The following is a 20,245-nucleotide window of genomic DNA, read 5'->3' on the forward strand; positions in this document are numbered from 1 at the left end:
TTGTCGGTCCCATACAGGCCGGTCGCCTGTTCCCCGGGGTCGTATGCCCCGCGGAAGAGGTGACCGGCCTTCTCGTCCCTTCTGAGAGGCATGCGCATGACGAGCACCGTTCCCGCCCCCGTCGCCCGTACGGCCGACGGTTCTGCCCTGCAGGCGGTGCTGCTCGACATGGACGGCACCCTCGTCGACACCGAGGGCTTCTGGTGGGAGATCGAGGCCGAGATCTTCCAGGAGCTCGGCCACCGCCTCGACGAATCCTGGCGCGACGTGGTCGTCGGCGGCCCCATGAGCCGCAGCGCGACCTTCCTGATCGAGTCGACCGGCGCCGCCATCGGCCTCGCCGAGCTGAGCGTCCTGCTCAACGAGCGCTTCGAGGCCCGCATCGCCGACCGGGTGCCGCTGATGCCCGGAGCCGAGCGGCTGCTGACCGAGCTCGCCCGGCACAACGTGCCCACCGCCCTCGTCTCCGCCTCCCACCGCCGGGTGATCGACCAGGTCCTCCTCACCCTCGGCCGCGACCGCTTCACGATGACGGTCGCCGGCGACGAGGTGGCCCGCACCAAGCCGCACCCCGACCCGTACCTGTTCGCCGCGCGCTCGCTGGGCGCACACCCCTCGCGGTGCGCGGTCATCGAGGACACCCGCACCGGTGTGGCGGCCGCCGAGGCCGCCGGCTGCCGGGTCGTGGCCATCCCCTCGGTCGGCGTGATCGAACCCGCCCCCGGGCGCACGGTCGTCCGCTCGCTGGAGGACGTGGACCTCGCGTTCCTGCGCTCGCTCATCGCCCCGTTTAACTGAGAGTGACGACCCCGGCCTCCGATCGGGCGTGCACTACCCAAGCGGACACATCGGCATGCACTGGCCTACATCGGTATGCATTGCCACGCACCGGAGCCCCCCGAGCACGCTCCGTGCCGAACGGAACGCTGTTCGGCTGCGTCCTGGCGGAAGGATCTTCCGTGATAGGTCCCGGAGGCTGAAATTCCATCCCCTCCGGGGTTGTTGCGCAGGGTGACCTTGGTCACCCTGCGCACCTTCGGCGACTCCCTCCCGGGGCCCCCTCGGCTTCCAATGTGTCCACATTGATCAGCCCCTGACCGAATCTGCGCAGCCTGCCTGCCAACAGGCAGTTCGCTCCGATCACAGTGCGATTACGCCTCAAGTTCCGCCAGTTCCAGCCATCCCTCCCCGGACCACTACTGTCGATGCGGGCACTACGCCGCACCTCAGCCGGCCCCGACACACACCCCTGTGCCGGGACCGCGTGGACCGATCGTCACAACACCGGCCCGATCGTTCCGCCCCGAACGGGCGACCGACGCGAAGTGCCCTCTACGCCGCTTTGAACAAGTGCCGGTTACAGGGAGTACTTCCAGCATGAACCGCAAGACCATGGTGCTGACGGCCGCGGCCGGACTGCTCACCCCTGCGCTGGCCGCCTGCGGCAGCGCGAGCGGCGGAGGAGCAGGATCCGGCGCGATCGTCGTCGGCACCACCGATCGGTTCGAGGCCGCAGACTTCGCTCCCGCCCCCTTCGACCCGGCCTACGCCTACGACGCCAGCACCTGGAACGTCCTGCGCCAGACCGTCCAGACGCTGATGCACACCCCGCGCGGCGGCGGCCAGCCCGTCCCCGAAGCAGCCTCCGCCTGCCGCTTCACCGACGCCGGCAACGAGAGCTACCGCTGCACCCTGCGCCCCGATCTGAAGTTCGCCGACGGTGAGCCCCTCACCGCCAAGGACGTCAAGTTCTCCATCGACCGCGTCCGCACCATCAAGGACGAGAACGGCCCCTCCTCGCTGCTCTCCACTCTCGACAACGTCGAGGTCAAGGGCACCGACACCGTCGTCTTCCACCTGAAGACCCCGGACGCGACCTTCCCGTTCAAACTCTCCACCCCCGCCGCCGGCATCGTCAGTGAGAAGAACTACGACGCCAAGAAGCTCCGCGAGGGCTTCGCCGTGGACGGCTCCGGCCCGTACACGATGAAGGCCGAGGTCAAGGGAAACCAACTGGTCCGCGCCGTCTTCACCAAGAACCCGCACTACAAGGGCGACCTCAAGCTGCAGAACGACAAGGTCGAGCTGCGCACCTTCGCCGACTCCCCGACCATGGGCAAGGCACTCACCGACGGGAAGATCCACATGGTCTCCCGCACCCTGTCGCCCGCCCAGATCACCGAGCTCAGCGCCAACCCGCCCAAGGGCGTCAAGCTGGTCCCGATGCCCGGCCTGGAGATCCGCTACCTCGGCTTCAACACCGAGGCCCCGGTCGTCAAGGACAAGGCCGTGCGCCAGGCGCTCGCCGCCGCCGTCGACCGCGGCCAGCTCATCTCCAAGGTCTACGGCAAGTCCGCCCAGCCGCTCTACTCGCTGGTCCCCACCACCGTCACGGGCCACGTCAACTCCTTCTACAACAAGTACGGCGAGGCCAACACGCCCAAGGCCGCCGCCCTGCTGAAGGAGGCCGGGATCAAGACCCCGGTCAAGCTGACCCTGCACTACACCAGCGACCACTACGGCGACGGCACGGCCGCCGAGTTCGAGGCCCTCAAGGCCCAGCTCAACTCCACCGGCCTGTTCGACATCACCGTCCAGGGCAACGAGTGGGCGGACTTCCGCCCCGCCCAGAAGAAGGGCGACCACGCCGCCTACGGGCTCGGCTGGTTCCCCGACTACCCGGACGCCGACAACTTCCTCGCCCCGTTCCTGGAGCAGGACAACTTCTTGGGCACGCCGTACGCCAACAGTGCGGTGCGCAGCAGGCTCATCCCCGAATCCCGGCGGGCGGTCGACCGTACGGTCGCCGTCCCCGCGATCACGGAGATGCAGGACATCGTCGCCGAGGACGTACCCGTCCTGCCCCTGTGGCAGGGCAAGCAGTACGTCGCCGCACGCGACGGGATCACCGGAGTGGAGTGGTCGGTCAACGCCATCTCCGACCTCCAGTTGTGGGAGCTCGGCCGTGGCGTAAGCGGCTGAGCAAGGCAAAGACCGGCAGCGGGTGTCGCGGGCCGGAACAACGAAACAGTTCGACTGTGAAGGACGTTCGCGTGAATCGACGTAACCAGTGGCTGGCGGCTCCGCTCGGCGCAGCCACCGCCGCCGCGCTGCTCAGCGGTTGCGGTTCGACCGATGGCTCCAATGCCGGCAGCGGCAAGGGCGTGGTCATGGGCATATCCGACAAGGTGAAGTCCGTCGACCCGGCATCGGGCTACGACCCGGGCTCCTGGCTGCTGTTCAACAACGTCTTCCAGTCGCTGCTGAGCTTCCCCAAGGGCGGCACCACCCCCGAGCCCGACGCCGCCCAGGCCTGCGGCTTCGAGGGCGGTGACAGCAAGCTCTACAAGTGCACCCTGCGGGACGGCCTGAAGTTCAGCAACGGCCACAGCCTCACCTCGAAGGACGTCAAGTTCTCCTTCGAGCGCACCCTGAAGATCAACGACGCCAACGGTCCCGCCGTGATGCTCTCGTCGATCTCCAGCATCGACGCCCCCGACGACAAGACCGTCGTCTTCAAGCTCAAGACCTCCGACGCCACCTTCCCCAGCAAGATCGCGTCCGGCGCCGGCTCCATCGTCGACCACGCCGAGTACCCGGCCGACAAGCTGCGCAGCGACAACAAGGCCGTCGGCTCCGGCGTCTACAAGCTCGACTCGTTCGGCGAGAAGAGCGCCACCTTCTCCGTCAACGAGTCCTACAGCGGCAAGGCCAAGGCCAAGAACACCGGCGTCACGCTGAAGTTCTTCAACGGCGACCAGGCCGGCCTCAAGACGACCCTCGAAAGCGGCGACGTCGACTTCGCCTTCCGCGGCCTCGCCGCCAAGGACATCGCCGCCCTCGCCTCCAGCAAGACCGGCGACAACAAGGTCGACGTCGTCCAGGGCACCGGCGCCGAGGTCGAGCACATGGTGTTCAACGTCAACGACCCCGTCGTCGGCAAGCTCCCCGTGCGCAAGGCCATCGCCTACCTCATCGACCGCGAAGCCCTCGTCCGGGACGTGTACGCGGGCACCGCCACCGCGCTCTACTCCATCGTGCCCACCGGCATCGCCGGCCACACGACCCCGTTCTTCGACCGCTACGGCGGCACCCCCCAGCTCGACAAGGCCAAGGCCGTCCTCAAGGCCGGCGGCATCAACGGCAAGGTCAAGCTGACCCTGTACTCCACCCCCTCCCGCTACGGCCCCTCCACGGACCAGCAGTTCGAGGTCATCGCCAAGCAGCTCAACGACAGCGGCCTCTTCGACGCCGACGTCAAGTCCGTCGAGTACGAGCAGTACGAAAAGGACATCCAGGCCGGCAAGTACGGCATCTACGTGAAGGGCTGGGTGCCCGACTACCCGGACGCCGACAACTTCACGCAGCCGTTCTTCGGCCCGGACAACGTGCTGAACAACAACTACGACAACAAGGAGATCACCGGGACGATCATCCCGTCGACCTCCGCGAAGTCCGACCGCACCGCGGCCAACACCGACTACAACCGCCTCCAGGACATCGTCGCCGAGGAGCTCCCCCTCATCCCGCTCTGGCAGGGCAAGCAGTACGCCGTCACCCGCCAGAACGTGAGCGGCCTGCAGTGGTCCCTCGACGCCTCCACCGTCTTCCGCTTCTGGGAGATCAGCAAGGGCTGATGCCACCGCAGCCGGGCCCGCCCCAGAGCGGGCCCGGCGCCACGCGGAGGGGGCCGTACGTGCGCGCACGTACGGCCCCCTCCGCGTTGTCCGCGCCCGGCCGGACTACTGGGACCCGGGACGCACCAGACCGCTCTCGTACGCGTACACCGCCGCCTGGACCCGGTCCCGCAGCCCCAGCTTCGTCAACACGTGCCCCACATGCGTCTTGACCGTCGTCTCGCTCACGAACAGATCCGCCGCGATCTCCGCGTTCGACAGCCCCCGGGACACCAGCTTCAACACCTCGACCTCACGCTCGGTCAGCGTCCCCAACGTGTTCGGAAGGCTCTCCTCACCCGACGGAAGATGCCCCGCGTACTTGTCCAGCAACCGCCGCGTAATACTCGGCGCGAGCATCGCCTCACCCGCCGCGACCACCCGGATCGCCTGCACCAGCTCGTTCGCCGGCGCATCCTTCAGCAGGAACCCGCTCGCCCCCGCCCGCAGCGCCTCCACCACGTACTCATCCAGATCGAACGTGGTCAGCACCAGCACCTTCGCCGGCCCGTCCCGCTCCGGACCCGTGATCTGCCGCGTCGCCTCCACCCCGTCCATCCGCGGCATCCGGATGTCCATCAGCACCACATCGGGCTGCAGCGCCCGCACCTGGTCCAGCGCCTGCAGACCGTCCCCGGCCTCACCGACCACCGCCAGGTCCTCCTCCGCCTCCAGGATCATCCGGAAGCCGGTGCGCAGCAGCGGCTGGTCGTCGACCAGAAGGACGCGGATCGCCACGGGGTCTACCTCGTATTCGTCGGACGGCTACGGCGGGCCCGTCCATTCTGCCCTGACACCAAGATCAGGACTCCGCCGGGAGCTCCGCCCCCGACCGCGCCGGGGGCACCTGAGCGCCGAAACCCGGGGAGATCGCCAGAGGATAGGGCGGGGGAGTACCACCGAACTCCGGACACACCGCCTGATGATCACACCAGCCACACAGCTTCGTCGGCCGCGGACGCCACTCACCCGACGCCGTCGCCTCCCGGATCGCCTCCCACAACGCGAGCAGCTTCCGCTCCACCCGCTCCAGATCCGCAACCACCGGGTCGTACGTCAGCACGTCCCCACTGCCCAAATACACCAGCTGCAGCCGCCGCGGCACCACCCGCTTCAGCCGCCACACCACCAGCGCGTAGAACTTCATCTGGAACAGCGCACCCTCCGCGTACTCCGGCCGCGGCGCCTTCCCCGTCTTGTAATCGACGATCCGCACCTCCCCCGTCGGCGCCACGTCCACCCGATCGATGATCCCGCGCAGCCGCAACCCCGAATCCAGCTCCGCCTCCACGAAGAACTCCCGCTCCACCGGCTCCAGCCGCGTCGGGTCCTCCAACGTGAACCACCGCTCGACCAACGCCTCGGCCTCCGTCAGCCACCGCGCCAGCCCCGCCCCCTCGTCACCCTCCGGAAACAGCTCCGCCAGCTCCGGCTTCGACTCCAACAACCGGTCCCACTGCCCCGGAACCAACGCCTTCGCCCGCGGCGCCGTCCGCTCCTGCGCCGGATGATCAAAGAGCCGCTCCAACACCGCATGCACCAGCGTCCCGCGGGTAGCAGCGGCACTGGGCTTCTCCGGCAGCCTGTCGATTACCCGGAACCGGTACAGCAACGGGCACTGCATGAAATCGCTCGCCCGCGAAGGGGAGAGCGAAGAAGGCGCCACAGCGCCCCGCGCATCGGCATCGGCTGCGCCAGGCACAGCACCAGGGCTCGTCGTCATGCACAAAACCCTACGACCCACCACCGACAGGACGCGCATACCATCGACGACGACCCCCCTCGCACTGCATGATCGGACCATCACAAACCGCTACCGCACCACCCCGTACGCGAACAGAACACCGAACAGAACACACTGGGAACACCAGCACCGAACGAAGGACAACCGTGGCAGACACCGACGAAACCGGCGAGCGCGCAGGGAGCCGCTCCGGACCGGGCGGCGGACTCCTCATGGGCCGCCCCTTCGGCGTACCCGTCTACGTCTCGCCCAGCTGGTTCCTCGTCGCCGCCCTCATCACCTGGGTCTTCGGCGACCAACTCGACCGCGTCCTGCCCGACCTCGGACCCGTCCGCTACCTCGTCTCCCTCTTCTTCGCCGTCGCCTTCTACGCCTCCGTCCTCGTCCACGAACTCGCACACACCGTCGCAGCCCTGCGCTTCAAACTCCCCGTGCGCCGCATCCAGCTCCAGTTCTTCGGCGGAGTCTCCGAGATCGAAAAGGAATCCGAGACGCCCGGCCGCGAATTCGTCCTCGCCTTCGTCGGCCCCCTGCTCTCCCTCCTCCTCACCGGGGCCTTCTACCTCGGCATGAAAGCCGTCGACCCGGCCACCGTCCCCGGCGTCCTCCTCGCCGGCCTGATGATCTCCAACCTGCTGGTCGCCGCCTTCAACCTGCTCCCCGGCCTCCCCCTCGACGGCGGCCGCATGCTCCGCGCCGTCATCTGGGGCATCACCGGCAAACCCATGGCCGGCACCGTCGCCGCCGCCTGGGTCGGCCGCGGCCTCGCCCTCGCCGTCCTCATCGGCCTCCCCCTCCTCACCCACACCGGAACCCTCGGCAACCGCACCGAGGAAATCGGCGGCATGAACACCGTCATGGACGCCCTCCTCGCCGCCATCCTCGCCGGCATCATCTGGACCGGCGCCGGCAACAGCCTGCGCATGGCCCGCCTGCGCGAACACCTCCCCGAACTCCGCGCTCGCACCCTCACCCGCCGCGCCATCCCCGTCGAGAACACCACCCCCCTCAGCGAAGCCCTCCGCCGCGCCAACGAAGCCGGCGCCCGCGCCCTCGTCGTCGTCGACGGACAGGGCGACCCCACCGCCATCGTCCGCGAAACCGCCATCGCCTCCGTCCCCGAACACCGCCGCCCCTGGGTCGCCGTCAGCACCCTCGCCCAAGACCTCACCGACGGCATGAAGGTTTCAGCGGACCTCACCGGCGAAGAACTCCTCGACCACCTCCGCGCCACCCCCGCCACCGAATACCTCGTCCTCGAAGCCGGCGGCACCATCTACGGCGTCCTGTCCACCCTCGACGTCGAAAAGGCCTTCGTGAAGGCCATGGCACGGCCCCAGTCCTGAAGCCAATACACTGGTCACATGTCCGAACCGACCGGTGCCGCCCGCCGACGCGGGCCCTTCAAGGTCGGGGACCAGGTACAGCTCACCGACCCCAAGGGCCGCCACTACACGTTCACGCTCGAAGCCGGGAAGAATTTCCACACCCACAAGGGTTCCTTCCCGCACGACGAGCTGATCGGTGCTCCCGAAGGCAGCGTTGTCCGCACCACGGGCAACGTCGCATACCTCGCGCTGCGCCCCCTGCTCCCCGACTACGTCCTGTCCATGCCCCGCGGCGCCGCCGTGGTCTACCCCAAGGACGCGGGCCAGATCCTGGCCTTCGCCGACATCTTCCCCGGCGCACGCGTCGTGGAAGCGGGAGTGGGCTCCGGCTCCCTGAGCAGCTTCCTGCTGCGCGCCATCGGCGACCAGGGCATGCTCCACAGCTACGAGCGCCGCGCGGACTTCGCCGAGATCGCCACCGCCAACGTCGAACGCTACTTCGGCGGCCCCCACCCCGCATGGCAGCTGACCGTCGGCGACCTCCAGGACAACCTGTCCGACACCGACGTCGACCGCGTCATCCTCGACATGCTCGCCCCGTGGGAATGCCTGGAAGCGGTCTCCAAGGCCCTGGTCCCCGGCGGCATCCTCTGCTGCTACGTGGCCACCACCACCCAGCTGTCCAAGACCGTCGAGTCCATCCGCGAGATCGGCTGCTTCGCCGAGCCGCAGCCCTGGGAATCGATGATCCGCAACTGGCACGTGGAAGGCCTCGCCGTCCGCCCCGACCACCGGATGATCGGCCACACCGGCTTCCTCGTCACCGCCCGCCGCCTCGCGGACGGCGTCGAGCCCCCCATGCGCCGCCGCCGCCCCGCCAAGGGCGCCTACGGCGAGGACTACGACGGCCCCGGCAGCGACCGCTCCGCATAACGGCCCCGCAGACCCGACGCAGACCCAACACGAAGGCGCTGTGGCACAGTTCCCCCGACCCACCCGGGAACTGCACCACAGCGCCTTTTCGTTGTCCCGTGCACCAGCCCCGGACCCAGCCGTTCCACCACCCTGTGAGGTGTGGCACGATGCTGGCTCCCCGTCACCCTTCGCACAGGAGACACCCCGCGTGACGCACAGCCACGCCGAGACGGCCCCGCTCCCGCACACCCCGGAGCACAGCCGCACCAGGCCCGTCCACTGGCTCGCCACGGCCACCGCCATGGCAGCCGTCATAGCCGCCGCAGGACTCGTACAGCCCGCCACCGGCACCCCGGCCACCCACACCACCGCCACCGACGCAGAACCGCCCGCACAAGACCCCCGGGCCACCGCACCCGACCCGGCAGGCGTCACCTACCCCCTCGACTGCAAGGGCGCCCCGCAGACCGTCACCACCAGCGCCCAGGGCGACCTCGACGGCGACCGCCGCCCCGAAACCGTGGCCGCCGTCCGCTGCGAAGCCGGCTCCGGCACCCCGCCCCACGCGATCTACGTACTCACCCAGGACCCGGCCCAAGGCACCCGCCCCCGCGTCGTCGCCACCCTGCTCGACACCGCGAAACGACAGACCGCCACCGAGCTCACCGTGCGCGACGGACTCGTCACGGCAACCCTCGTCGGCTACTCCTCACCCGACGTACCCCGCTACAGCCCCGACACGAAACAGCTCGCCAAGTGGCGCTGGAGCGACGGAAAATTCCGCCAGGAGCTGACGGACTCGGCCGCCAGGAGTGTTTGAAGCGTCACTCCGCGTCGGGGCCGAAGACTTCCACCCTGTCCGAAACGCGCCTTACGTGAATGCAGTCCCCCGGACATTCCTTCGCCGAATCGACCACGTCCTGGAGCAGCACCAGCGGAACCGGAGTGGTCGCCCCCACATCCTGCAGCAGCTCGTCCTCCGGGCTCTTCACGTACGCCAGACCATCGATGTCCAGCTCGAACACCTCAGGCGCGTACTGCACGCAGATGCCGTCCCCGGTGCACAGGTCCTGATCGATCCAGACCTCGAGCGGCTCGCCGGCCTCGCCGCCGCCGCCCGTCGGAGCCTCCTGCTGCACGGTCATATCTCCTGCCGTTCCCTGCGCTGAGTGATCCATCCCGATCACGACCCGCAGCAAGTCGCGCGAGCCCTGACGGGTGTTGAACAGTTCGACCTTACAACCGGCTGCTTCCCGAGTTTGATGGGTGGGTATTTCCTTGGCGTGAGGGAGTACGCAAGGGTGAAGATCGGACACACCTCTACCGTCTTTGTGATCTAGGGGTTTCAATCACCACCAGCCCAGGTAGGGTCAGGAAGCGTCCAGCTCCCCTTGGAGGAGGTGAGGACCGTGGCAGCCCACGACGACGACATCAACCGCGGCATCCGGCCCGCGCGAGGGTCCGAAGACCCCGCCGGCCAGGTTGCCTATCTCGAGCAGGAAATCGCCGTCCTGCGACGAAAGCTCGCCGACTCTCCGCGACACACGAGGATTCTCGAAGAGCGGATCGTCGAGCTCCAGACAAACCTGGCCGGCGTATCCGCACAAAACGAACGACTCGCGAATACCCTCCGTGAGGCCCGAGACCAGATCGTGGCCCTCAAGGAAGAAGTCGACCGGCTCGCACAGCCGCCGGCCGGTTTCGGTGTCTTCCTGCAAGCCAACGAGGACGGCACCGTCGACATCTTCACCGGAGGCCGAAAGCTCCGCGTGAACGTCAGCCCCAGCGTCGACCCGGAAGACCTCCGGCGCGGCCAAGAGGTCATGCTCAACGAGGCCCTCAACGTGGTCGAGGCCATGGAATTCGAGCGGGCCGGGGACATCGTCACCCTCAAGGAGATCCTCGAGGACGGCGAGCGCGCCCTGGTCGTCGGGCACACCGACGAGGAAAGGGTGGTGAGGCTCGCCGAGCCGCTCCTGGACATCACCATCCGCCCCGGCGACGCCCTCCTGCTCGAACCCCGCTCCGGCTACGTCTACGAGGTCGTCCCCAAGAGCGAGGTCGAAGAACTCGTCCTCGAAGAGGTCCCGGACATCGACTACGACAAGATCGGCGGCCTGGGCGACCAGATCGAGCTGATCCGCGACGCCGTCGAGCTCCCCTACCTCTACCCCGACCTCTTCAAGGAACACGAACTGCGGCCCCCGAAGGGCATCCTGCTCTACGGCCCGCCCGGCTGCGGCAAGACGCTCATCGCCAAGGCCGTCGCCAACTCCCTTGCCAAGAAGGTCGCCGAGGTGACCGGCCAGCCCGCCGGGAAGTCCTACTTCCTGAACATCAAGGGCCCCGAACTCCTCAACAAGTACGTCGGCGAGACCGAGCGCCACATCCGCCTCGTCTTCCAACGTGCACGTGAGAAGGCCAGCGAGGGCACCCCCGTCATCGTCTTCTTCGACGAGATGGAATCCCTCTTCCGCACCCGCGGATCCGGAGTCAGCTCGGACGTGGAGAACACCATCGTCCCCCAGCTGCTCGCCGAGATCGACGGCGTGGAAGGCCTGGAGAACGTCATCGTCATCGGCGCCTCCAACCGCGAAGACATGATCGACCCGGCCATCCTGCGCCCCGGCCGCCTCGACGTGAAGATCAAGATCGAGCGCCCGGACGCCGAGGCCGCGAAGGACATCTTCGCCAAGTACCTCAAGGCCTCGCTGCCCCTGCACACGGACGACCTGTCCGAACACCAGGGCTCCTCGGCCGGCACCGTCCACAGCATGATCCAGACCGTCGTCGAGCAGATGTACGCCGAAACCGAGGAGAACCGCTTCCTCGAGGTCACGTACGCCAACGGCGACAAGGAAGTCCTCTACTTCAAGGACTTCAACTCCGGCGCGATGATCCAGAACATCGTCGACCGGGCCAAGAAGATGGCGATCAAGGCCTTCCTCGAACACAACCAGAAGGGCCTGCGGGTCTCCCACCTGCTCCAAGCCTGCGTGGACGAGTTCAAGGAGAACGAGGACCTGCCCAACACCACCAACCCGGACGACTGGGCCCGCATCTCCGGAAAGAAGGGCGAACGGATCGTATTCATCCGCACCCTCGTCACCGGAAAGCAAGGCGCGGACACCGGACGCTCCATCGACACGGTGGCAAACACCGGTCAGTACCTCTGACAAAGCGGGGCGGCTGCGGATGCCCACCCCGGGCATCCGCAGCCGACTGCTTTACCCCACCCCATTACCGGCCTCTTTTCAGCCGGTGACGAGGCCGATCCAATGACGGAAATGATCTCCCCACGAGCGCGCAGTGGTTCTAGGCTCTTCCGTACCGCCGGCCGCGCAGTGCGGGGACGGGCACCGCACAGGCACACGCACCGGAGCACCAGCGGTACTTGAGCGCCGCTCCCGAAAGGGGAGCGCCGCCGGGCAAGGAGGGCCGCATGACCGTACGGCGAGTAATGGGGATCGAGACGGAGTACGGGATCTCCGTCCCGGGGCACCCGAACGCCAATGCCATGCTCACCTCGTCCCAGATCGTCAACGCCTACGCGGCGGCGATGCACCGGGCGCGACGCGCCCGCTGGGACTTCGAGGAGGAGAATCCGCTGCGGGACGCCCGCGGCTTCGACCTCGCCCGCGAGGCCGCCGACAACAGCCAGCTGACCGACGAGGACATCGGCCTCGCCAACGTCATCCTCACGAACGGCGCACGGCTCTACGTCGACCACGCGCACCCCGAATACAGCTCGCCCGAGATCACCAACCCGCTCGACGCCGTCCTCTGGGACAAGGCCGGCGAACGGATCATGGCCGAAGCGGCCGTCCGCGCCGCCCAGCTCCCCGGCGCCCAACCGATCCACCTCTACAAGAACAACACCGACAACAAGGGCGCCTCCTACGGCACGCACGAGAACTACCTGATGAAGCGGGAAACCCCCTTCTCGGAGATCGTGCGCCACCTGACCCCCTTCTTCGTCTCGCGACAGGTCGTGACCGGCGCGGGACGCGTGGGCATCGGCCAGGACGGCCGCGACCACGGCTTCCAGATCAGCCAGCGCGCCGACTACTTCGAGGTCGAGGTCGGCCTGGAGACCACCCTCAAGCGCCCCATCATCAACACCCGCGACGAACCCCACTCGGACGCCGAGAAGTACCGCCGACTCCACGTGATCATCGGAGACGCCAACCTCTCCGAGATCTCCACCTACCTCAAACTCGGCACGACCGCACTTGTCCTGTCCATGATCGAGGACGGGTTCATCAACGTCGACCTGGCCGTCGACCAGCCCGTACGCACCCTGCACCAGGTCTCCCACGACCCCGACCTCCAGCACCTGATCACGCTGCGCAGCGGCCGGACACTGACCGCGGTGCAACTCCAGATGGAGTACTTCGAGCTGGCGCGGAAGTACGTGGACGAACGTTTCGGGTCGGACGCGGACGAGCAGACCAAGGACGTACTGGGTCGCTGGGAGGACGTGCTGGGCCGGCTGGAGAGCGACCCGATGAGCCTGTCGGGGGAGCTGGACTGGATCGCCAAGCGGGAGATCCTCGAGGGCTACCGGCGCCGGGACGGGCTGGACTGGGACGCGGCGCGGCTGCACCTGGTGGACCTCCAGTACTCGGACGTACGGCCCGAGAAGGGTCTGTACAACCGCCTGGTGGCCCGCGGCAAGATGAAGCGCCTGGTGGAAGAGCCGGCGGTGGAGCGGGCTCAGAGCAAGCCCCCGGAGGACACCCGGGCCTACTTCCGCGGCCGCTGCCTGGAGCAGTACGCGGACGACGTGGCCGCGGCGTCCTGGGACTCGGTGATCTTCGACCTCCCCGGCCGGGACTCGCTCCAGCGGGTCCCGACGCTGGAACCCCTGCGGGGGACCCGCAACCACGTCAAGGAGCTCCTGGACCGCTGCCGCACGGCGGAGGACCTGGTGCGGGTGCTTTCGGGGCAGTGAGCGGTGCATGGGGGGCCTGAAAGGCCTCCGGTCTGGGAATCATGAAGAGAACCGGACGTTGTACTGCGAGCTTTTGAACAAGTGCGGGGACGAATGTCAGACCCTCCCTATAGGGTCCGACGTAGGGTCTGATCTTGAGAGATCCCGAATCCCGGGGTCTCTCGACATGAGCGTGCGAACCGAGCGGGGTGAGGTAGACATGGCGACCAAGGACACCGGCGGCGGACAGCAGAAGGCGACGCGCTCGACCGAGGAGGTCGAGGAGGCCGCGGTCGAAGAATCGACCGACCTCAAGGAGCGCCAGGAGAAGCTCTCCGACGACGTCGACTCCGTACTTGACGAAATCGATGATGTGCTCGAGGAGAACGCGGAGGACTTCGTGCGCTCCTTCGTTCAGAAGGGTGGCGAGTGATTTCACCTTCGAATCGAAGGTGACACTCGCAGGGGAGGGTGAGTGTCGGAGGCAGGTAAGAAGTGTGGGCGGTGTGGCGTAGTCAAGCCGTTCGATGCTTTCGCTTCGAACCGGGCCATGCGTGACGGCCTGCAGTGCTATTGCAGGCCGTGCGCAGCCGATAGCCAAGGGGAAGAACGTGCGTCCCCGAGTCGAAGCCCCTGCGGGGCACAAATACTGCCGCCGGTGCGGGGAGGTCAAGCCCCACTCGGAATGGGACCGGAACAAGACGGCTTCGGATGGGTTATCGACGCGTTGCAAGGCGTGTCGAGCGGTCGAAAGTCGGGCAGGGCACCTCAAGCGTTCCTACGGCATGACCGAGGCCGATCGGGACGAAATGATCGCCGCCCAAGGCGGGCTCTGCTGTATCTGTCTGAAGCGCCCTGCGGTACATGTGGATCACTGCCACAAGACGGGTAGGGTCCGAGGCGTACTTTGCTTCAACTGCAACACGGCCATCGGCAAGTTGGGTGACGACCCCGACGCAGCCCGTCGGGTCGTCTCATACTTGGAGGGACACGCGTGGAAGCCAACAATCGTGGCACAGGGCGTCTACCGGCAGCCTTCCTGACGCCGGGGTCGTCGTCCTTCATGGACTTCCTGGGCGCGCACTCGCCCGAGATGCTGCCCGGCAACCGCAAGCTGCCGGAGGGTGTCGTCGAGGCGCCGCACGGGACGACCATCGTTGCCGCCACCTTCCCCGGCGGGGTGGTCCTCGCCGGTGACCGGCGGGCGACCATGGGGAACATGATCGCGCAGCGGGACATCGAGAAGGTGTTCCCCGCCGACGAGTACTCCGCCGTCGGCATCGCCGGTACGGCCGGCCTGGCCGTGGAGATGGTCAAGCTGTTCCAGCTGGAGCTGGAGCACTTCGAGAAGGTGGAGGGGACGACCCTCTCCCTGGAGGGCAAGGCCAACCGGCTCTCCACCATGATCCGGAGCAATCTGGGGATGGCCATGCAGGGCCTGGCCGTCGTGCCGCTGTTCGCGGGGTACGACGAGGCCAAGGAGAAGGGTCGGATCTTCTCCTACGACGTGACCGGCGGCCGCTCCGAGGAGCACGGTTACGCCGCCACCGGTTCCGGTTCGATCTTCGCCCGGGGCTCCATGAAGAAGCTCTACCGCCCCGATCTGACGGAGGAGCAGGCCACCACCCTGGTCGTCCAGGCGCTCTACGATGCCGCCGACGACGACTCGGCGACCGGTGGGCCGGACCTGTACCGCCACATCTACCCGATCGTCACCGTGATCACGGACGAGGGGTTCCGCAGGCTGACCGACGACGAGTCGCAGGAGCTCGCCCGTACGGTCACCAACCGTCGGCTGGAGCAGCCCGACGGCCCGCGCGCCGCCCTGCTCTGACCATCCGTCGCCCCGTAGGAGCCCAGAAGAAAGGGACGGACAGCCGGTGTCGACTCCGTTCTATGTGTCACCCCAGCAGGCCATGGCCGACCGGGCGGAATACGCCCGCAAGGGCATCGCCCGCGGTCGCAGCCTGGTCGTGCTGCAGTACGCCGACGGCATCGTGTTCGTCGGCGAGAACCCGTCCCGTGCGCTGCACAAGTTCAGCGAGATCTACGACCGGATCGGCTTCGCGGCCGCCGGCAAGTACAACGAGTACGAGAACCTGCGGATCGGTGGTGTGCGGTACGCGGATCTGCGCGGGTACACCTATGACCGTGACGACGTGACGGCCCGTGGGTTGGCGAACGTCTACGCGCAGACGCTCGGCACCATCTTCTCCTCGGCCGGTGAGAAGCCGTACGAGGTGGAGCTGGTGGTCGCGGAGGTCGGTGCGACCGCCGCGGGCGACCAGATCTACCGGCTGCCGCACGACGGGTCGATCGTGGACGAGCACGGTTCGGTCGCGGTCGGTGGCAATGCCGAGCAGATCAGTACCTTCCTGGATCAGCGGCACCGGGACGGGATGACCCTGTCCGAGGCGTTGAAGCTGGCGGTGCAGGCGCTGTCCAGTCAGGCGAACGGTGCTGACAAGGCGATTCCGGCGGAGCGGCTGGAGGTCGCGGTGCTGGACCGTACGCGTGCGCAGCAGCGCAAGTTCAAGCGGATCCGTGGTCGGCAGCTGTCGCGCCTGCTGGAGGCGGACGTGACGGCGGCGGTGCAGGCGGATGCCGTGTCGAACGACGAGGCGCCGGAGGACGACGCCGAGTAGCCGCGTAGAGGCAGTGTGTGCGGGGCCCCGGTTCGCCGTTCTCGGCGGGCCGGGGCTTCGTCGTGTCCGGAGTCGTGTCCGGTCGGTTACGGGGTCGGGGCGGGGCCCGTGGAGTCGCGGACGGCGAGTCGGACGGGGATGTCGGGGGCGGTCCAGGGGGTGCCTTCGAGGACGGCGAGGAGGGCGGTCATGCCTTGTTCGCCGACGCGTTCGGCGGGGAGGTGGACGGTGGTGAGTTCGGGTTCGACGGCGGTGGCGAGGGCGAGGTCGTCGAAGCCGGTGACGGAGAGGTCTTCGGGGATGCGCAGGCCGAGGCGGCGGGCGGCCTTGCAGGCGCCGGCGGCGAGGATGTCGTCGTCGCAGATGATGGCGGTGGGGCGGTCCTGGGGGGTGGCCAGGGCGGTCTCCATGGCCGTACGGGCGGCGTCGACGGTGAGGGGGGCCCGTACGGTGCGCAGCTCGGTTTCGGGGCCGAGGATGGCGGTGAGGGCTTCGGCGCGGGTGTGGAAGGTCCAGGAGTCGACGGCGGAGGCGAGGTGGAGGAAGCGGCGGTGGCCGAGGGCGAGGAGGTGTTCGGTGACCTGGCGCATGCCGTCGGCCATGGCGAGGTTGACGTGGGCGGCGGCGGTGTCGGCGGTGGGGTCGCTGTCGAGCATGACGAGGGGCAGGGTGTTGCCGCCGATGGCGTCGAGGGTGTGGGCGGCCATGGAGGAGGCGATGACTCCGTCGAGGGCGGCGCGGGCGGAGGCGAAGGGGTCGCGGGCGGGGCCGGTGCCGTCGGGGGAGGGGTAGAGGACGACGCCGAAGCCGTGTGCGGCAGCGACGCGGGCGGCTCCGGTGTAGACGCGGGCGAAGAATTCGTTGGTGAGGGCGGGGACGACGAGGAGGGCGGTGCGGGTGGTGCCGAGGCGGAGGTTGCGGGCGGCGAGGTTGGGGCGGTAGCCGAGGCGGGTGGCGGTTTCTCGGACGTGGGTGGCGGTGCGTTCGGAGACGCGGCCGGGCCATTTGTCGCCGAGGACGAGGGAGACGGTGGCCTGGGAGACCCCGGCGGCGGTGGCCACGTCGCGGCTGGTGGGTCTCGTCACAGGGTGCTCCTGAAGTGCGAGGTCGGGGGTGTGGTGGGGTCCGTGGGGTGGACCGGCGGACTGCGGCCATGGTACGTATGAGGCGTCACGTTATACGTATTACTTGGATGGTTCCCGGTTGGATCCGGGCAGAAGGTGGGGCGGAGATGGCCGCGGGATACGCGGAGCTGCTGAGGACCCGGCACGCCGCGAGGCTGCTGGTTGGCACGCTCGTGGGCCGGCTGCCCAATGCCACCGGGCCGATCGCGATCGTGCTGTTCACGCGCGCCGAGGGCGGCAGCTACAGCCTGGCGGGGGCACTGGCCGCCGCGTACGGGTTGGCGAACGCGGTGGGTCAGCCGCTGCTGGGGCGGGCCGTCGACCTGTTCGGGCAGCCCCGGGTGCAGTTGCCGGCGGCTCTGGTTTCCGCGCTGGGCATGGTGTGGCTGGCGCTCGCGGGTACGGGGTCCGCGGTGGCCGCGTACGCCGCGGTGGTGGTCGCGGGGTTGTTCACGCCGCCGCTGGAGGGCGGGCTGCGGGCGTTGTGGCCGGGGGTGCTGGGCGGTCGTGAGGAGAAGGTGCACGCGGCGTACGCGATGGACGCGGTGGCCCAGGAGGTCATGTTCACCGTCGGTCCGTTGCTGGTGACGCTGTTCGTGGCGATGTGGTCGCCGGCCGGGGCGCTGTTGGCGCTGAACGCGATCGGTGTGCTGGGTGCGCTGTCGGTGGTGGTGAGCGAGCCGTCGCGGAAGTGGCGTTCGGCGCCGCGGGAGGCGCACTGGTTGGGGGCGCTGCGTTCGCGGGGGCTGTTGGCGCTGCTGGGTGCGTTCTTCTTCGTGGGCATGGCGCTGGGTTCGATCACGGTGGCGGGTGTGGCGTACGCGGATGAGCACGGCGGTCAGGTGGTGTACGGCTGGTTGATGGCGGCGCTGGGGCTGGGTGCGTTGATCGGTGGGGTGTTCTACGGTGCGCGGCAGTGGGTCGGTGCGCCCGAGCGCCGGTTGCGGCTGCTGGTGGCGCTGCTGGCGGTCTGCTACCTGCCGCTGATGCTGGTTCCGGGTGCGGTGGCGATGACGGGGCTGTCGGCGCTGGCGGGCGTGTTCCTGGCGCCTGCGCTGGCGTGTGCGTTCATCGTGGTGGACCGGCATGCTCCGGTGGGCACGGTGACGGAGGCGTTCTCGTGGCTGGTGACGTTCTTCGGGGTGGGTGCGGCGATCGGTACGGCGGCGGCGGGGCCGGCGGTGGAGCTGGGGGGTACTGCGGCGGGCTTCGGTGTGGCGAGCGTGGCGGGTGGTTTGGCGCTGCTGGTTCTGATGGTCACTCAGCGGGTGATGGCAACTGGTGGGCGCAGTCGCGCGGTGGCGCGCTCGTCCGACGGTGTGTCGGAGGTGGCTCCTGACGTGCCGTCGGAGGTGGGGTCGGCGTCCTGATCGGTGGGTGCGGCGGATGGGCCGATCGGGCCGTGATGGGGGTGTCGATCGGCCCGCTGGTGGGAGCTGATCGAAATGGCGCTCCCGAACCCGGTTTCAGAAGAGGGCAGAAGGCGTAATGTTCAGTCATGGACCGCCGCATTTTCGGGCTGGAGAACGAGTACGGCGTCACGTGCACGTTCAGGGGACAGCGCCGACTGTCTCCTGACGAAGTGGCGCGCTACCTCTTCCGCCGTGTTGTGTCATGGGGCCGCAGCAGCAATGTCTTCCTGCGGAACGGCGCCCGCCTCTACCTCGACGTGGGTTCGCATCCGGAATATGCAACTCCCGAATGCGACAACGTGACCGAGTTGGTCACGCACGACAAAGCAGGCGAGCGCATTCTCGAAGGTCTGCTCGTCGACGCCGAACGACGCCTGCACGAGGAGGGAATCGCGGGCGACGTCTATCTCTTCAAGAACAACACCGACTCGGCGGGCAACTCGTACGGCTGCCACGAGAACTACCTGGTGGCCCGGCACGGGGAATTCTCCCGCTTGGCGGACATTCTCATTCCGTTCCTCGTCACGCGCCAGTTGATCTGTGGCGCGGGCAAGGTGCTCCAGACGCCGCGGGGTGCGGTGTACTGCGTGAGTCAGCGGGCCGAGCACATCTGGGAGGGCGTCAGCTCGGCCACGACGCGCTCGCGGCCGATCATCAACACCCGGGACGAGCCGCACGCGGATGCCGAGCGCTACCGCAGGCTGCACGTGATCGTGGGTGACTCGAACATGTCCGAGACGACCATGCTGCTCAAGGTCGGGGCCACCGATCTGGTACTGCGCATGATCGAGGCGGGCACGGTGATGCGGGACCTGACCCTGGAGAACCCGATCCGGGCGATCCGTGAGGTCAGCCACGACATCACGGGTCAGCGCAAGGTGCGCCTGGCGAGCGGCCGGGAGGCTTCGGCGCTGGAGATCCAGCGGGAGTACTACGACAAGGCGGTGGACTTCGCCGAGCGCCGGGGGATCCGTACCGGTGTGGTGGACCAGGTGCTGGAGCTGTGGGGCCGCACGCTCGACGCGATCGACGCCGAGGACCTGGACCGGATCGGGACCGAGATCGACTGGGTCATGAAGTACCAGCTGATCGAGCGGTACCGGGCGAAGCACAACATGACCATGTCGAATCCGCGGGTGGCTCAGATAGACCTCGCGTACCACGACATCCACCGTCGGCGCGGGCTGTACTACCTGCTGGAGCGCAAGGGGCAGGCGGCGCGGATCTGCAATGACCTGAAGATCTTCGAGGGCAAGTCGGTGCCCCCGCAGACGACGCGGGCGCGGCTGCGCGGGGACTTCATCCGGCGGGCGCAGGAGCAGCGGCGGGACTTCACGGTGGACTGGGTGCACCTGAAGCTCAATGACCAGGCGCAGCGGACGGTGCTGTGCAAGGACCCGTTCCGGTCGGTGGACGACCGGGTGGAGAAGCTGATCGCGGGCATGTGAGCGGGCACGTAGGACCCGCA

18 protein-coding genes are annotated in these 20,245 nt (G+C 68.1%); 14 read left to right on the forward strand and 4 right to left on the reverse strand.

Features of this window, described 5'->3' with window-relative positions; all coding sequences use genetic code 11:
- Positions 1 to 96: 96 nt before the first annotated feature.
- From ACIQK6_RS34145 to ACIQK6_RS34155, 3 genes are all read left to right on the forward strand, one after another.
- Positions 97 to 798, forward strand: coding sequence for an HAD family phosphatase (locus tag ACIQK6_RS34145; protein ID WP_329103758.1), 702 nt, complete (start codon positions 97 to 99; stop codon positions 796 to 798).
- A gap of 579 nt (positions 799 to 1,377) precedes the next feature.
- Positions 1,378 to 2,982 (forward strand): ABC transporter substrate-binding protein, encoded by a 1,605-nt coding sequence (locus tag ACIQK6_RS34150; protein WP_329103759.1) that lies wholly within the window; start codon positions 1,378 to 1,380, stop codon positions 2,980 to 2,982.
- Positions 2,983 to 3,053: 71 nt separating this feature from the next.
- Positions 3,054 to 4,637, forward strand: coding sequence for an ABC transporter substrate-binding protein (locus tag ACIQK6_RS34155; RefSeq protein WP_329103761.1), 1,584 nt, complete (start codon positions 3,054 to 3,056; stop codon positions 4,635 to 4,637).
- Positions 4,638 to 4,742: 105 nt separating this feature from the next.
- On the opposite strand, the gene ACIQK6_RS34160 is transcribed toward ACIQK6_RS34155, so the two are convergent.
- Positions 4,743 to 5,414 carry a response regulator transcription factor gene (locus ACIQK6_RS34160; RefSeq protein WP_329103763.1) on the reverse strand — a complete coding sequence of 224 codons (672 nt, stop codon included), beginning with the start codon at positions 5,412 to 5,414 and terminating at the stop codon, positions 4,743 to 4,745.
- 64 nt (positions 5,415 to 5,478) lie between these two features.
- Positions 5,479 to 6,399 (reverse strand): RecB family exonuclease, encoded by a 921-nt coding sequence (locus ACIQK6_RS34165; protein WP_329103765.1) that lies wholly within the window; start codon positions 6,397 to 6,399, stop codon positions 5,479 to 5,481.
- Positions 6,400 to 6,467: 68 nt separating this feature from the next.
- Here ACIQK6_RS34165 and ACIQK6_RS34170 point away from each other — a divergent pair, with 68 nt between their 5' ends.
- The 3 genes from ACIQK6_RS34170 to ACIQK6_RS34180 all read left to right on the forward strand — a co-directional run bounded on the left by ACIQK6_RS34170 (position 6,468) and on the right by ACIQK6_RS34180 (position 9,483).
- Positions 6,468 to 7,766, forward strand: a complete 1,299-nt coding sequence (locus ACIQK6_RS34170; RefSeq protein WP_329103768.1) for a site-2 protease family protein — start codon at positions 6,468 to 6,470, stop codon at positions 7,764 to 7,766.
- An 18-nt stretch (positions 7,767 to 7,784) separates the two neighbouring features.
- Positions 7,785 to 8,681 carry a tRNA (adenine-N1)-methyltransferase gene (locus tag ACIQK6_RS34175; protein WP_053632380.1) on the forward strand — a complete coding sequence of 299 codons (897 nt, stop codon included), beginning with the start codon at positions 7,785 to 7,787 and terminating at the stop codon, positions 8,679 to 8,681.
- Between the two features lie 190 nt (positions 8,682 to 8,871).
- The gene (locus tag ACIQK6_RS34180; protein WP_329103771.1) at positions 8,872 to 9,483 is read left to right on the forward strand and encodes a hypothetical protein; all 612 of its coding nucleotides are present in this window, start codon (positions 8,872 to 8,874) and stop codon (positions 9,481 to 9,483) included.
- A 4-nt stretch (positions 9,484 to 9,487) separates the two neighbouring features.
- Here the strand turns inward: ACIQK6_RS34180 and ACIQK6_RS34185 are convergent, their stop codons facing one another.
- The gene (locus ACIQK6_RS34185) at positions 9,488 to 9,808 is read right to left on the reverse strand and encodes a ferredoxin (RefSeq protein ID WP_329103773.1); all 321 of its coding nucleotides are present in this window, start codon (positions 9,806 to 9,808) and stop codon (positions 9,488 to 9,490) included.
- Positions 9,809 to 10,072: 264 nt separating this feature from the next.
- On the opposite strand from ACIQK6_RS34185, the gene arc reads away from it, so the two are divergent.
- The 6 genes from arc to prcA all read left to right on the forward strand — a co-directional run bounded on the left by arc (position 10,073) and on the right by prcA (position 16,241).
- On the forward strand, positions 10,073 to 11,839 hold the full coding sequence (gene arc / locus ACIQK6_RS34190; protein WP_329103774.1) for a proteasome ATPase: 1,767 nt from the start codon (positions 10,073 to 10,075) through the stop codon (positions 11,837 to 11,839).
- Positions 11,840 to 12,105: 266 nt separating this feature from the next.
- Positions 12,106 to 13,617: a depupylase/deamidase Dop gene (gene dop / locus ACIQK6_RS34195; protein ID WP_329103776.1), complete on the forward strand. Its 1,512-nt coding sequence runs from the start codon at positions 12,106 to 12,108 to the stop codon at positions 13,615 to 13,617.
- A 199-nt stretch (positions 13,618 to 13,816) separates the two neighbouring features.
- Complete coding sequence (locus ACIQK6_RS34200; protein ID WP_030233608.1) at positions 13,817 to 14,029, forward strand: ubiquitin-like protein Pup; 213 nt, start codon at positions 13,817 to 13,819, stop codon at positions 14,027 to 14,029.
- A gap of 376 nt (positions 14,030 to 14,405) precedes the next feature.
- Positions 14,406 to 14,639 carry an endonuclease VII domain-containing protein gene (locus ACIQK6_RS34205; RefSeq protein ID WP_399433914.1) on the forward strand — a complete coding sequence of 78 codons (234 nt, stop codon included), beginning with the start codon at positions 14,406 to 14,408 and terminating at the stop codon, positions 14,637 to 14,639.
- Positions 14,591 to 15,430 carry a proteasome subunit beta gene (gene prcB / locus ACIQK6_RS34210; RefSeq protein ID WP_329103779.1) on the forward strand — a complete coding sequence of 280 codons (840 nt, stop codon included), beginning with the start codon at positions 14,591 to 14,593 and terminating at the stop codon, positions 15,428 to 15,430. The genes ACIQK6_RS34205 and prcB overlap by 49 nt, the downstream gene beginning before the upstream one ends.
- Positions 15,431 to 15,476: 46 nt before the next feature.
- Entirely contained in the window at positions 15,477 to 16,241 is a 765-nt protein-coding gene (gene prcA, locus ACIQK6_RS34215) for a proteasome subunit alpha (protein ID WP_329103781.1), read from the forward strand.
- 86 nt (positions 16,242 to 16,327) lie between these two features.
- Here the strand turns inward: prcA and ACIQK6_RS34220 are convergent, their stop codons facing one another.
- Entirely contained in the window at positions 16,328 to 17,326 is a 999-nt protein-coding gene (locus ACIQK6_RS34220; protein ID WP_329103783.1) for a LacI family DNA-binding transcriptional regulator, read from the reverse strand.
- Positions 17,327 to 17,472: 146 nt separating this feature from the next.
- On the opposite strand from ACIQK6_RS34220, the gene ACIQK6_RS34225 reads away from it, so the two are divergent.
- Positions 17,473 to 18,735 (forward strand): MFS transporter, encoded by a 1,263-nt coding sequence (locus ACIQK6_RS34225; RefSeq protein WP_329103786.1) that lies wholly within the window; start codon positions 17,473 to 17,475, stop codon positions 18,733 to 18,735.
- Between the two features lie 128 nt (positions 18,736 to 18,863).
- A complete protein-coding gene (pafA, locus tag ACIQK6_RS34230) occupies positions 18,864 to 20,225 on the forward strand; it encodes a Pup--protein ligase (protein WP_030016332.1) in 1,362 nt (453 codons plus the stop codon).
- Positions 20,226 to 20,245 lie beyond the last annotated feature (20 nt).

The organism is Streptomyces sp. NPDC091682, from assembly GCF_044756625.1.
In the GTDB taxonomy this organism is placed as follows: Bacteria; Actinomycetota; Actinomycetes; order Streptomycetales; family Streptomycetaceae; genus Streptomyces.

Bases quoted from the DNA above. Each gene is read 5' to 3' on its own strand.
- ACIQK6_RS34175 (WP_053632380.1), top strand. From the start codon at position 7,785: ATGTCCGAACCGACCGGTGCCGCCCGCCGACGCGGGCCCTTCAAGGTC.
- ACIQK6_RS34150 (WP_329103759.1), top strand. From the start codon at position 1,378: ATGAACCGCAAGACCATGGTGCTGACGGCCGCGGCCGGACTGCTCACC.
- ACIQK6_RS34185 (WP_329103773.1), bottom strand. From the start codon at position 9,808: ATGACCGTGCAGCAGGAGGCTCCGACGGGCGGCGGCGGCGAGGCCGGC.
- dop (WP_329103776.1), top strand. From the start codon at position 12,106: ATGACCGTACGGCGAGTAATGGGGATCGAGACGGAGTACGGGATCTCC.
- ACIQK6_RS34225 (WP_329103786.1), top strand. From the start codon at position 17,473: ATGGCCGCGGGATACGCGGAGCTGCTGAGGACCCGGCACGCCGCGAGG.
- ACIQK6_RS34145 (WP_329103758.1), top strand. From the start codon at position 97: ATGACGAGCACCGTTCCCGCCCCCGTCGCCCGTACGGCCGACGGTTCT.
- ACIQK6_RS34200 (WP_030233608.1), top strand. From the start codon at position 13,817: ATGGCGACCAAGGACACCGGCGGCGGACAGCAGAAGGCGACGCGCTCG.
- ACIQK6_RS34205 (WP_399433914.1), top strand. From the start codon at position 14,406: ATGATCGCCGCCCAAGGCGGGCTCTGCTGTATCTGTCTGAAGCGCCCT.
- pafA (WP_030016332.1), top strand. From the start codon at position 18,864: ATGGACCGCCGCATTTTCGGGCTGGAGAACGAGTACGGCGTCACGTGC.
- ACIQK6_RS34165 (WP_329103765.1), bottom strand. From the start codon at position 6,399: ATGACGACGAGCCCTGGTGCTGTGCCTGGCGCAGCCGATGCCGATGCG.
- ACIQK6_RS34170 (WP_329103768.1), top strand. From the start codon at position 6,468: ATGATCGGACCATCACAAACCGCTACCGCACCACCCCGTACGCGAACA.